Genomic DNA, 13,847 nt, shown 5'->3' on the forward strand with positions numbered 1-13,847 from the left:
TGGGAAAGCCGGCGAGTTACAACCAAGAGTTGATGGAAACATTCTGTATTCCTTTTCTTTCACTTGTATAGGACATTATGCCGTCTAAGGTATTTCAACGCCATAGTTGGGCGTTCGTCTAAAACCTTTTTCCTCTGGGGCATTTAGGTCTATTTTTGAGGAACCATAGCATAAGTAGGTTAAGTTCATGGTAAGATTTGGGGAAAAAGGTGGAGCTTTGCTCCGCCTTTTTTATTGCCGGAACCCTAGCAATTAACAAGGTTACCCTCACTTTTAACCAATTCTACTTACAATTTTTTTAACCAAAAACACTTAAAATTTCTTAAAATTTCTTTTTTATTTCCCACAATACCAGTAATTTAGTATTGCCATAGCATAAGTAGGTTAAGTTTATGGTAAGATTTGGGACGAAAAGGGTGGAGGCTTCTCCGCCCTTTTCTATTTTTTTGGTGGCGCCTACCAAAAAAAAGCCATTCTACCCTTTAAGGTAAAATGGCTCTAAATCAATAATATACAACTGTGTTATTTATTTGCCTCGTACAACTCGGCTACCTTATCCCAATGAATGATATTGAAAAAAGCGTTCACGTAATCCGGTCTTCTGTTCTGGTAGTTCAGATAGTAAGCATGCTCCCAAACATCCAATCCTAAAATCGGGAAACCCCCGCATCCGGTATTGGGCATCAACGGATTGTCTTGATTCGGTGTTGAGCAAACCTCTACTTTTCCGCCTTTATGAACACACAACCATGCCCAGCCTGAGCCAAATCTAGAGCCTGCGGCCGAACTAAACTTCTCTTTAAATTCATCAAAAGAACCATAGGCATCGTTAATGGCATCTGCCAAAGCTCCCGAAGGTTGCCCTCCCCCGTTAGGCGACATGATTTCCCAGAAGAGCGAATGATTGTAGAATCCACCTCCGTTATTACGAACGGCGGCATTGCCCATGTCCAAGTTGGCGAGTATATCCTCTATCGACTTGGAAGCGAGGCTGGTTCCCTCAATGGCACCATTTAGTTTGGTCGTATATCCATTGTGGTGTTTCGTATGATGGATTTCCATGGTACGGGCATCGATATGTGGTTCCAATGCATCGTAGGCATAGGGTAAATTAGGTAGTTCAAAAGCCATAATATGTATGTTTTTAAGTTAAAATATTGTGTTTATCAAAACTACGTTTTTTAACAAACATATTTCTTTAATAATTTGTTAAGAAGATGTGCACCTTGCACTCAATTACCATAAATTTTAGCTTGTACCAGTTTCTTCATTGACAAACTCTTTATACCTGGCATGAGCTTATAGCTCAGTGAAGCCACTTTTGTGCCACCCACATTTATTCCTGTAATAAAAATTTAGTCAAGACCACCTAAAATGTGATATTTGTAATCAAAAGGAAATGGGTTCGATGGCTACATTGTTTGACGTTCAGGAAACACCGAAGAAGGACCATCCCTTTAAAATCTTTAACGCATCCGCAGGTTCGGGTAAAACACACACCCTCACAAGGGAATATCTCAAAATCGTGCTCTCTTCCCCGAAAGGTTATTCCCGAATATTGGCCCTTACCTTTACCAATAAGGCAGTCGAAGAAATGAAACACCGTATTCTAGGTAGCCTACATGATTTTGCCAACACCTTCGATATCAAAAAGGCAAAGCCGTTATTCCTTGATGTCCAAAAAGAAATAGGGCTCGACTCGGAAACCCTTCGAATTAGATCAAGGGATGCTCTAAAGGAAATTTTGCACAATTACGCTTTTTTCGATATCTCGACTATCGACAAATTCACCCATAGACTCATTCGCACCTTTGCCAAAGACCTCAAATTACCGCAGAATTTTGAGGTGATACTGGATAACGATTTATTATTGAGCGAGGCGGTCTCACGATTGATTTTAAAGGCGGGGAGCGATTCTTTGTTGACCCAAATCCTTATCGAGTTTGCCTTTGAAAAAATAGATGACGACAAAAGTTGGGACGTGGCCCACGACCTGAATAAAATTGGCAAACTACTCTTCAGCGAAAATCATGCGGTACACCTGGAAAAGTTTCATGACAAGGGCATCGAGGACTTTTTGGAATTGAGAAAGCTTTTCCAACAAAAAATAAAATCCGCCCAAGGCCACATGGTCCTCCAAGCGACAAAAATATTGGAGTATATCGAAAGCAATGGTCTTGAGTTTGCGGACTTCACCGGTGGTTATTTCCCCAAGTATATCCAAAAAATCGCTGAGGGGGATACCAACCTTGATTTCGACCGTTCTTGGCGGGTAGATTTTGGTTCGAAGCCCCTATACAACAAAACTTGCCCAGACCATACGAAAGCCCGAATCGATGCCTTGCTTCCCGAATTCATTGAATCGTTCTCTGCCATAAAGCGACACTACTACGAGATGGCGCTTCTGAAAAACGCCTATAACAATATCGTACCCTTGACCGTATTGAACGGTTTACAACAGGAAGTCAAACAATTGCAAAAAGAACGGGATCAGTTATCTATTTCCGAATTCAACACCATCATTTCAAAGGAAATCAAAAATCAACCAGCCCCCTTCATCTATGAACGTCTGGGAGAAAAGTACCGGCATTATTTTATCGACGAATTTCAAGATACTTCGAGAATGCAATGGGAGAATTTGGTGCCTTTGATCGCCAATGCACTAGAAAGCCAAGATGCGCAAGGAAAGACGGGTTCTTTATTTCTTGTCGGGGATGCCAAGCAAGCTATCTATCGTTGGCGTGGAGGTCGGGCCGAGCAATTTCTCGACCTTATCCTTAATCGGGCCAATCCGTTCGTCATTGCACCAAAGGTGTATCCTCTTCCTACGAACTACCGGAGTCATGAAGAAATTATTGCGTTCAACAACAACTTTTTTACCATCTCGGCCCCTTTTTTGAACAACCAATTATACCAGCAGTTGTTTCTGGAAGGAAACCAACAACTTCCCAACACCAAGAAGGGTGGTTATGTGCAATTGACCTTTGTCGAAGAGACGGTGGAGGAAGACAAGGATCTCTTATATGGTATGGCTACCCTCCAGACTATTGAAAAGGTGTTGCAAAAGGGGCATACATATAGTGATATCTGTATTTTGGTAAGAAGTAACAAGGAGGGTGTCGCACTGGCCGATTTTCTGACAAAACAACATATTCCGGTAATTTCCTCTGAAAGCTTATTGCTGTTAAGCAGTGAAAAGGTTCGGTTCTTAATAGACCTACTGCACTACCAAAATCAATTTGGGGATTTGGCCATAAGTTACAACGTACTCTTCTTCCTATCAAAGGGAAAAGAGAGCCGTCACGAGTTCATAGCACGGCATTTAGGGGATTTGGAAGCCGTTTTAAAGGATGAATTCGGATTTGATCTGGAGTTGATGAAGCAAAAATCGGTCTACGATATTTTGGAATTGGCCATCAGACAATTCAATTTAGCCAATGAGTCCGATGCCTATATTCTATTTTTGATGGATACCGTACTCGAGGTAGAGCAAAAAGAGGGTACGGGAATACGATCCTTCCTAGCGTATTGGGAAAAGAAAAAAGATAGCTTGGGTCTTAGCGCGCCCGATCACCTGAACGCGGTGCAGGTGATGACGGTTCACAAAGCAAAAGGGTTGGAATTCCCTATCGTCATTTTTCCATACGCGAATGAGTACCTCTACAAGAGAATGGACAAAAAGTTATGGCTGCCCGTCGATCAAAACGACTACTGCGAATTTGAAGAGCTGCTCGTTAACGAAAAGAAGGAAGTACTACGATATGGGGCAATCGCGAAACAGCTATACGAGGAGGAAGAACAAAAGATGGAATTGGATGCCTTCAACGTTTTATACGTGGCCCTGACCCGTGCCGAGAAAGCACTGTTCATCGTTACAAGAAAACAACTCGATAAGACCGGAGGCCACAACACCGATTACTACTCCGGCCTTTTCATTCATTTTTTAAGGGAAAAGGGATTATGGGACCCTTCCAAGGACACTTTTAGTTTCGGGAAACTCGACCCGATTAAAAAAGAGACCGATGCTATCGTAGCATACATCCCTTACCAATATACCCACAAAGAAAGACCGGGTTTTAGGATTCTAACAAGCACCGGCAATCTTTGGGATACCGAAAGGGAAGCGGCCCTTTCAAAAGGAAACCTAATACATGAAGCCATGGGCATTTTGGAAACGGTGGAGGATATTGATGATGTATTAATGGCCTTGTCCCGAAGAGGGGAGGTACAAGGGGAGGAGTTAACACTTGTCAAAGAGACCATGGGGCAACTGGTTCACCACCCCGAATTGGCCGTCTATTATCAAAAAGGATATGAGGTAAGGAACGAAAAGGATATCATGACCGCTGACGGACATATCATACGCCCTGATCGACTGGTTTTCGACGGAAAGAACGTCTCGATAATCGATTACAAAACCGGCAAAAGAAATGCTTCCTATCAACGACAGTTGAATGGCTATGCCCATACATTAAGGCAAATGGGCTATGTTGTGGAAAACAAGATCATTGTCTATATTAACGAAACAATTACACCTGAATTCATATAAATCTAGAACATGTACGGAAGAATAAAAGAACATCTACAAAAAGAACTGAACCAGATCAAGGAAGACGGTCTTTATAAAGAAGAACGCATCATCACTTCTCCACAAGATGCGGTCATTACGATTTCAACGGGAGAGGAAGTCATAAACTTCTGCGCCAATAACTATTTAGGGCTATCGTCGCACCCTACGGTTGTGCAAGCAGCGAAAGATACGTTGGATTCCCATGGCTTTGGAATGTCCTCGGTTCGATTTATCTGTGGTACCCAGGACATTCACAAAGAGCTCGAAAAAAAAATAGCCGATTTCTACGGAACCGAAGATACCATATTGTATGCTGCGGCCTTTGATGCGAACGGCGGGGTTTTTGAACCACTACTAACCGCTGAGGATGCTATTATCTCCGACTCCTTGAACCATGCCTCGATTATCGACGGTGTGCGACTTTGCAAGGCAAAACGGTACCGGTACGCCAATAGTGATATGGCCGATCTTGAAAAACAACTGAAGCAAGCCAACTCGGACGGAGCCCGCTTTAAGATTATTGTCACCGATGGGGTTTTTTCTATGGACGGCCTATTGGCGCCCTTGGATACGATCTGCGACCTTGCGGAGGAATATGATGCCATGGTGATGATCGATGAGTGCCACGCCACAGGATTTATTGGCGAGACCGGCAGGGGGACCTTGGAAGAAAAAGGGGTAATGGGACGTATCGATATCATCACAGGAACTTTAGGCAAGGCCTTGGGTGGAGCAATGGGCGGTTATACTACGGGTAAAAAAGAAATCATCGAGATACTAAGACAGCGCTCCAGACCTTATTTATTTTCAAATTCCCTGGCCCCGGCCATTGTAGGGGCATCCATAAAGGTTTTTGAGATGTTGGAAAACGATACTACCCTAAAGGATACACTTCAAGAAAATACCGATTACTTTAAAAAGGGAATCAAGGCCGCCGGATTCGATATTATCGACGGGGACTCTGCCATTGTTCCCGTAATGCTGCATGATGCCAAGCTTTCACAAGAAATGGCGAACATGCTTTTGGAGCGTGGTATATATGTTATCGGGTTCTTCTACCCGGTAGTCCCAAAAGGAAAAGCGAGAATAAGAGTGCAATTATCGGCTGCCCATAAAAAGGAGCATTTAGACAAGGCAATCGATGCATTTACCGAAGTGGGGAAAGCTCTGAATATCGTTTAAATGCACTATTTAACACCTGAAATGCACTAAAAAAAATAAACAATTGATTTTGTTAATAATAATTAACAACTTACATTTGCTGCTAATAAACACTTAAACTTAAAAATTTGAACATGAAACATCTTAGCAAATTATTGATTGCTGCCCTGCTTTTTGTAGGTTTTAACAGCATACAAGCTCAAGACATGAATAACCCTTGGCAGGTTAGTTTTGGGGCCAATGCCATAGACACATATCCTACGGGTGATGGAAGTTCTTTTGGAAACGAGTTATTCAATGTGAACGATCACTGGAACATCCTTCCCTCCATTTCCTATATCGCTGTCTCCAAAGCTGTTGGTAATAACTTTTCGGTAGGTGCTAGAGGTTCCTTGAATAGAATCAACAAGTTGGGCGACACCCGTGTCGATGACCTCTCACATTACGCTATAGATGGTACCATTAAATATACCTTCTTAAAGAACACCGTAGTAGACCCATTCCTCGAAGTAGGTGGTGGTTACACGTGGGTAGATGAAATCGGAGCCGGTACCGTTAACGGCGCCGCCGGGGTGAATTTCTGGTTCACCGAAAACCTAGGCCTTACTTTGCAGATGACCTATAAGCATGCCTTCGAAGATTATGGAGTAAAGCACTGGCAACACTTGGCCGGTATCGCCGTGAAATTTGGTGGTACCGATACCGATGGTGACGGAATTTATGACAAAGATGATGCTTGTCCGGAAGTTGCCGGTCTAGAAGCCTTCAACGGATGTCCGGATTCCGACGGTGACGGAATTGAAGATAGCAAGGATAGCTGTCCTAACGAAGCTGGTTCCGCTGAAATGAACGGTTGCCCAGATGCTGATGGTGACGGTGTAGCCGACAAGGATGACGCCTGTCCAAGCGAAGCTGGTTTGGCCAATCTTGCGGGTTGTCCAGATGCCGACGGTGACGGTGTAGCCGACAAGGACGATGAGTGTCCAAACGAAGCAGGACCTGCCGAAAATAAAGGATGCCCATGGCCAGATAAAGATGGTGACGGTGTATTGGATAAAGACGATCAGTGTCCAGATGTTGCCGGTACTGTAGCCAACAACGGATGTCCTGAAGTAACCGAAGAAGTTCAGAAGCAATTGAACGACTATGCTAAAACTATCTTATTCGATACTGGCAAGTCTTCCTTGAATCCTTCCGCCACTTCTGTCTTCGTTGATATCATCAGAATATTGAACGAATATCCAAACGCAAAGTTCTCTGTAGAAGGTCACACAGACAGCGTAGGTAGTGCCAAATTGAACCAAAGGCTATCTGAGGAACGAGCAAATGCCGTTAGGGATTTCTTGATTGCCGAAGGTATTGCCGCCGATCGTTTGACCGCTATCGGATATGGTGAAGACAGGCCTATCGCCGATAACAAGACCAGAGCTGGTAGAAAAGAAAACAGAAGAACGGAAATCAACTTGATCAAGTAAGTTTCTAGAATTTTTAAATAAATGAAAAGCCCTGACGTAATCGTCAGGGCTTTTTTTATTTTTGATCATGCAAAGTTTTTTGGAAGAGGTCGTAGCGGAAGTATCCCGAAAGTATACTCACTTCGAAGACCTCATCTTTATTCTTCCCAGCAAACGTGCAGGCACATTTACCAGAAACAGTATTCTAAAACACATCCAAAAAACAGTTTTCGCACCGGAAATCTATAGTATCGAGACCTTTGTGGCGCATGTTTCAGAAATCGATTATGCTACGAATACCGAACAACTCTTTGAGCTTTATAAAGTTTACGATTCCCTGCAAAAAGGAGAGAAAGATACTTTTTTTGCCTTCTCCAAATGGGGCCAGACCCTCTTACAGGATTTTAATGAAATCGATCGCTATCTTATTGACGCCGACCAACTATTTTCCAACCTTTCGGCAATACAGGAAATAAGTATCTGGTCACCAGAAGCCAAAAAGACCCAAATGATGGAAGAGTATCTGTCATTCTGGAACAAGCTCGATAAGCTCTACCACCATTTCAACAAAACCTTGCTCGCTAAGGGAATAGGTCATCAAGGACTGGTATATCGCACTGCCTGCCAAAAATTGAGTGCCTATTTGGAGACTCAAAAGGATAAAATACACATCTTCATCGGTTTCAACGCTCTCAATGCTGCGGAATCACAGATCATTCAGACTATTCTGGCCAATCTGAAAGCCGAAATCTACTGGGATATCGATACCTATTTTCTGGAGGATCCCATCCACGATGCCGGATTTTTTATCCGGCAGCATCAAAAGACTTGGGAGTATATCAAAAAAAATGGGATAAACGGACGAAGCCATTATTACAAGGAACAGAAGAAAATCGAGGTCATCGGCGTGCCCAAAAACGTATCGCAGGCCAAATACGTAGGACACCTTTTAACAACCCTCCATCAGACGAACGAGTCACTCCTAAGAAATACTGCGGTGGTATTGGGAGAAGAATCGTTGCTTAACCCTATATTGAATGCCATCCCTTCCGAAATTCCCGATGTGAATATCACAATGGGCTATCCCTTGGCCAAAACACCCCTTGCAAGTCTTTTTACACAGTTCCTAAACCTCTATATCAACAGGGACTTAGAAGGATGGTTCTACAAACCCCTGTTAGACTTTTTGGCACACCCCTACCTCAATACGCTATTGTCCGATGGGCAAACCAATATTGCAAAGATGTTATCCAACCGCATCAAAAACAATAATTGGACGCATATTTCCGTTGATCGACTGCTCAAAGCCACGAAAAACCATCCTAGTATTGCACTGCTTTTTTTTGAGGGTCCTGCGACCCCCGACACTTTGGTTCAAAGGTGTTTGTCACTGATTCTATCATTGCGGGATGCGCTTTCCGAATCGAACGATACACTTGCTATTGAATACCTGTATCGATTTTATACCCTTTTCAATCAGATAAGCGAACTTCTGGGTCAACACAGCTTTATCGACGACCAAAAATCGCTTTTAAGCCTTTACAAAGAGTTACTGGTCGCTGAGACCCTTGATTTTCAGGGAGAGCCCTTAGAGGGACTTCAAATCATGGGAATGTTGGAGAGCCGTAACCTCGATTTTGAAACCGTCATCCTAACTTCTGTGAACGAAGGTATTCTACCATCGGGAAAATCGCACAATTCCTTTATTCCATTCGATTTGAAGAAATACTTCGGACTTCCTACCTATAAGGAAAAAGACGCCGTATATACCTATCACTTTTATCGTTTGTTACAACGTGCCCAAAATGTATATCTACTCTACAATACCGAACCCGATGTGCTGGAAGGAGGCGAGCCAAGCAGACTTATTCGACAACTGCTGACTGATGAGTCAAGGCAATTCGATATCACTGAGCGAGTTGCTGCACCGAAGATACTGCCCAATCATAAAACCCTTGGCAAAATTACGAAAGATAAGGCCTTAATGGAAGTCATTAAACAACATGCCAGTAACGGTTTCTCCCCTACCTCATTGACCAATTATATTAGAAATCCCCTTGATTTTTACAAACGTAACCTTTTGAAAATCGATGATGTGTTGGAAGTAGAGGAGACCGTGGCGGCCAATACCCTCGGTACCATCGTGCACGATACCTTGGAAGAGCTTTATACCCCATTTTTGGGCACTTATCTTACAACGCAAGGTCTGAACATCGCCAAATCGAAAACGAGCGACGTGGTGAGGAAATATTTCGCCGAAAGCTATCTGGAAGGAGATATAAGCCAGGGCAAAAACCTGATCGCCTTTGAGGTCGTAGGTCGCTATGTCGAAAACTTTATCGATATGGAGATTGCACAATTACAAAAGCACCAAATTAAAATCCTGGCCTTGGAGCAAAAGCTGGAGCGAACCCTATCGATTCCCGAATTGGATTTTCCCGTTCTACTGAAAGGAAAGTTGGATCGCATCGATAGTTTCGACGGTACAATCAGAATTATCGACTACAAGACCGGGAAGGCCACTGCCTCACAAGTAGAAATTGTTGATTGGGAACAGATAACAACGGAATACGATTACAGTAAGGCGTTTCAATTACTATGCTATTCCTACATGTACGATAATCGGCATCCTATTAACGAATTGCATGCGGGCATTGTTTCCTTTAAAAATCTGAGTGCCGGGCTACTGCCCTTTGCGACCAAGGAAAAAAAAGGAAGCAGGAACAAAAATACCATTATCGATCGGCAAGTCCTTACCAAATTTGGGACGGAACTCAAAAAATTAATCCTGGAAATCTGTAATCCATCTGTCCCATTGGAAGAAAAAGAAATCTAACCATACGTCTATTTTGCATTTCATTATGAAATCCCGAACGTCCATATTTGCTTATCACCTATCACTTCAAATCAGGTCGGGTAGGTCGCACTTCGATTTTACTGGGTAAGGTACGGGGGTGCATTTTCAACAGATCCAACACCAAATCCCCGATGTCCTCGGGCTGTATCTTCCAAGCATCCTTTTCACCTGGTTCGTTGTGGTTAAAATGGGTCGCCACGGACCCTGGCATAATTGTAGAAACCTTGATGTCGTATTTTCGAAGATCCAACATCGCTGCCTGGGTAAAACCGACTACACCGAACTTCGTGGCATTATATCCCGCTCCGGTAGCGAAGAAGTTGGTTCCCGCCAAACTGGCCAAGGTCATATAATAGCCCTTGGATTTTTTAAGCGCCGCTACCGAGGCTTTCAAAGTGTGGAATACCCCGTTCAAATTCGTGTCGATCATCTCGTGCCATTGGTCATCGCCCATTTCATCGATGGGAGCAAAATACCCTACTCCTGCATTGGCCAGTACCACGTCTAATTGGCCCCATTTGTCCAATATGGCCTGAACCGCCTTCTGTTCATCACCCAGTTGGGTGACATCCGATTCCAGGGCCAATACGGCATCGTCGTCTCCTAAATATTCCGCAGCCTGCTGCACGGTTTTTAAGGTACGCCCACTGATGGCCACACGCATGCCGGCCCCTATTAACTTTTTGGCTACGCCAAAACCGATACCTTTAGACCCTCCAGTAATATAGGCTACTTTGTTTGTCAAATCCATATGCGTTGATTTTTGTTAAAGATAATTCTCCAGGCATTGCGATAAAAGCTGGCAAACGTTATTGTTTTGCTAAAAACAAAAGACCATCATAGAAATGATGGTTTTAGTGGAGAATACCGCCTCGGGGGAACGGGTGACATTTGCCCAAACAAAAAACCATCACAGGAGTGATGGTTTCGTGGAGAATACCGGAGTCGAACCGGTGACCTCTTGCCTGCCAGGCAAGCGCTCTAGCCAGCTGAGCTAATCCCCCGAGATTTTAGACTTCAAAGGAACTACTTTTTACGAAAGTATCAAAGTACAAATCAATCTTTCTTGACGCATAGGACCAAGACGGGTACGGTAGCATAAAACTCCGACTTGGGAATGGTATTTTTTTCCCATAGACTCTTAAAAAAGCCCCGTTTGCGACGAAATACACAGAGTAAATCCGGTTTTTGTGATTGAAAATGTTCCAAAACCCCCTGATAGGTAGTCGCATTTTCGGTAATGGTCAGGTTCGAACAGATATCCATCAAAGCGGTATCAATTTTTAAATCATCGTCGGTATAGCCCGGAGTCTTGACCAACAATAAGTTAACCTGCGCATCGAATTTTTTCTTGATGGCAATCAATGGATCTAGTATTCGCTTCCGCTTCAGAATTCCCGATTTAAAGGCCGTGAGAATATTTTTCAAAGGTCTCAACGTGGTTCCTTTGGGAACGATCAAAATAGGGATATTGGTTCTCTTGACGATTCTTCCCGTGGTGTGTCCCAAATACAACTCTTCCTTGATGTCGTTACTTCGAGGGGCAAGAATTAGCAGATCGATGCCTAATTCTCGGTCAATATCCTTTATTCCATCAACAATATCCCCGTTATAAGTGGCTATTTTGATATCGACGCTTTTTGCATCGACCTTATCGATCAGCTCCCGAAGCTTCTCCTTACTATTTTGTGCTACTTTTTCGCTTACACTCGTTAGGCCTCCTGTCTTCGAACTGACATTAATAACGTCCATCACGAAAACCCGTGCCGAAAAAACCGATGCAAAGTCCACGGCGTATTGCAGGGTAGCATGCGAATCCGGATTGACGCCAATAGGAACAAGAATGTTTAACATAGCCTTATCTTGATTAATTATAGGTTAAATTTACAATTAAATTAAACCTGTTTATGATTCGGAGTGCAAAGATATCGGAAATACCCGATATTTTGAGGTTGACCAAGGCTTGTGCGTCCCATATGATCGAACACGGAATCTATCAATGGAACGATCAATATCCTTCACAAACCGCATTTGAAAACGACATCGCACGCGACGAACTTTTTGTTTTGGTGCTTTCTGGCAACATCGTCGGTACCATAGTGCTCTCTACTTTAATGGATGAAGAATACGTTCCGGTTACATGGCTTACACCAAATGAGAATAATATATATGTTCATAGGCTGGCCGTCCACCCCGATCAACAAGGAAAAGGGCATGCCCAACGCTTGATGGATTTTGCAGAGAATCGTGCTAAGGAAATGGGGGTCTCCTCGGTACGACTGGACACCTTTAGTCAAAATAAGCGCAACCAACGGTTTTATGAAAACCGCGGCTATACCAAACTCGGTGCTATTTACTTCCCAAAACAGAGCGCGCATCCGTTTCACTGCTATGAATTAGTATTATAACCACCATGCCATTTGAAGACCGCCATCAATTTTAAGACCATCAATAGCCTGGCCATACCTGCGACCATTGCTGGTATCGCAGAACCACTTTTGTCGATTACCGATACCGCCATCGTAGGAAACATCCCTGTTGACGGTCTTGAATCGTTGGCCGCAGCAGGGATTGTCGGTTCTTTTCTCTCCATGCTCATTTGGGTATTAGGGCAGACACGTAGTGCCATCTCGGCCATAATCTCCCAGTATCTGGGCGCTGGCCGTTTGGAGGAGGTTAAAACCCTGCCCGCCCAGGCCATTTATTTGAATGTTGGTTTAAGTGTTTTGGTACTGCTTTCGACCATTTTTGTGATCGAGGAAATCTTTCAATTACTAAATGCCACCGGTAAAATCCTCGAATATTGTATCAGTTACTATTCCATTCGGGTCTGGGGATTTCCCTTGACTCTTTTTGCCTTTGCCGTGATGGGAATTTTTAGGGGGCTACAAAATACGTATTGGCCCATGATGATCGCTGTTATAGGAGCCGTCCTGAACGTAGTGCTCGATTTCATTTTGGTATATGGCATCGAAGGCTGGATCGACCCCCTTTATCTTGAAGGCGCCGCCTGGGCCAGTTTAATCGCCCAAGCGGTCATGGCAATCATGGCCATTTTTCTTCTGATTACGAAGACCGATATCAGTTTGCGGCTGAGACGACCTTGGCATCCCGAGCTCAAAAGATTGATCGGGATGAGCCTAAACCTATTCGTACGGGCCGTGGCCCTTAATACGGCCCTGATCTTGGCCGTCCGGGAGGCGACCGCCCTGGGCGACCGATTTATCGGGGCCCATACGATTGCCATTAACCTATGGTTGTTTTCTGCCTTTTTTATTGATGGTTATGGTGCTGCAGGCAACATCATGGGAGGACGCCTACTGGGAGCCAAGGACTACTCCGGACTCTGGAAATTAGCAAAAAAAATCATTACATACGGGCTATTGGTAAGTACCGTATTGGTGGTTTTCGGGTTCGTTTTTTACCGCCCCATTGGACGCCTTTTTTCAAACGAAACCATTGTTTTGGAAGCGTTTTATGGTATCTTTTATCTGTTGATACTAGGGCTTCCGATGAATGCCGTTGCATTTGTGTTTGACGGTGTATTCAAAGGATTGGGTGAAATGAAATATTTGCGCAACACGCTTCTTGCAGCTACCTTTTTAGGTTTTGTCCCCACACTTTTTATTGGCAAATACCTGCATTGGAGCCTCACCGGTATTTGGATTGCCTTTGCGGTGTGGATGGCGGTTCGTGGTGGCGCCTTGGTCTGGAAGTTTCGCAGAAAGTTTCGGCCATTGCTTTTTTCCCACTAGTTCACTAGGTTACTGAAGGAGGTTTGTCCCTTCTAAAAAGAATATTTTAC

General features: G+C 43.7%; 9 protein-coding genes and 1 tRNA gene. 6 read left to right on the plus strand and 4 right to left on the minus strand.

Going from position 1 to position 13,847, the window contains the following annotated elements; genetic code table 11:
* Positions 1-522: 522 nt before the first annotated feature.
* The gene (locus FK220_RS06065; RefSeq protein ID WP_152573359.1) at positions 523-1,131 is read right to left on the minus strand and encodes a superoxide dismutase; all 609 of its coding nucleotides are present in this window, start codon (positions 1,129-1,131) and stop codon (positions 523-525) included.
* Positions 1,132-1,408: 277 nt separating this feature from the next.
* Between FK220_RS06065 and FK220_RS06070 the strand changes: the two genes are divergently transcribed.
* The 4 genes from FK220_RS06070 to FK220_RS06085 all read left to right on the plus strand — a co-directional run bounded on the left by FK220_RS06070 (position 1,409) and on the right by FK220_RS06085 (position 10,021).
* On the plus strand, positions 1,409-4,549 hold the full coding sequence (locus FK220_RS06070) for a UvrD-helicase domain-containing protein (RefSeq protein ID WP_152573360.1): 3,141 nt from the start codon (positions 1,409-1,411) through the stop codon (positions 4,547-4,549).
* A gap of 9 nt (positions 4,550-4,558) precedes the next feature.
* Positions 4,559-5,752 (plus strand): glycine C-acetyltransferase, encoded by a 1,194-nt coding sequence (gene kbl / locus FK220_RS06075; protein ID WP_152573361.1) that lies wholly within the window; start codon positions 4,559-4,561, stop codon positions 5,750-5,752.
* A gap of 113 nt (positions 5,753-5,865) precedes the next feature.
* Positions 5,866-7,206 carry an OmpA family protein gene (locus FK220_RS06080; RefSeq protein ID WP_152573362.1) on the plus strand — a complete coding sequence of 447 codons (1,341 nt, stop codon included), beginning with the start codon at positions 5,866-5,868 and terminating at the stop codon, positions 7,204-7,206.
* Between the two features lie 67 nt (positions 7,207-7,273).
* Complete coding sequence (locus FK220_RS06085) at positions 7,274-10,021, plus strand: PD-(D/E)XK nuclease family protein (protein WP_152573363.1); 2,748 nt, start codon at positions 7,274-7,276, stop codon at positions 10,019-10,021.
* A 61-nt stretch (positions 10,022-10,082) separates the two neighbouring features.
* Here FK220_RS06085 and FK220_RS06090 read toward each other — a convergent pair whose 3' ends face one another.
* From FK220_RS06090 to FK220_RS06100, 3 genes are all read right to left on the minus strand, one after another.
* On the minus strand, positions 10,083-10,793 hold the full coding sequence (locus FK220_RS06090) for an SDR family oxidoreductase (protein WP_152573364.1): 711 nt from the start codon (positions 10,791-10,793) through the stop codon (positions 10,083-10,085).
* Positions 10,794-10,972: 179 nt separating this feature from the next.
* Positions 10,973-11,046, minus strand: a tRNA-Ala gene (locus tag FK220_RS06095).
* Between the two features lie 52 nt (positions 11,047-11,098).
* Positions 11,099-11,896, minus strand: coding sequence for a universal stress protein (locus FK220_RS06100; RefSeq protein WP_152573365.1), 798 nt, complete (start codon positions 11,894-11,896; stop codon positions 11,099-11,101).
* 53 nt (positions 11,897-11,949) lie between these two features.
* Here FK220_RS06100 and FK220_RS06105 point away from each other — a divergent pair, with 53 nt between their 5' ends.
* Together FK220_RS06105 and FK220_RS06110 are read left to right on the plus strand one after the other, a co-directional pair.
* Entirely contained in the window at positions 11,950-12,450 is a 501-nt protein-coding gene (locus FK220_RS06105; protein WP_152573366.1) for a GNAT family N-acetyltransferase, read from the plus strand.
* A 12-nt stretch (positions 12,451-12,462) separates the two neighbouring features.
* On the plus strand, positions 12,463-13,797 hold the full coding sequence (locus FK220_RS06110; protein WP_152573367.1) for an MATE family efflux transporter: 1,335 nt from the start codon (positions 12,463-12,465) through the stop codon (positions 13,795-13,797).
* Positions 13,798-13,847 lie beyond the last annotated feature (50 nt).

This window comes from Pelagihabitans pacificus (genome assembly GCF_009371985.2).
GTDB classification, from domain to species: domain Bacteria; phylum Bacteroidota; class Bacteroidia; order Flavobacteriales; family Flavobacteriaceae; genus Pelagihabitans; species Pelagihabitans pacificus.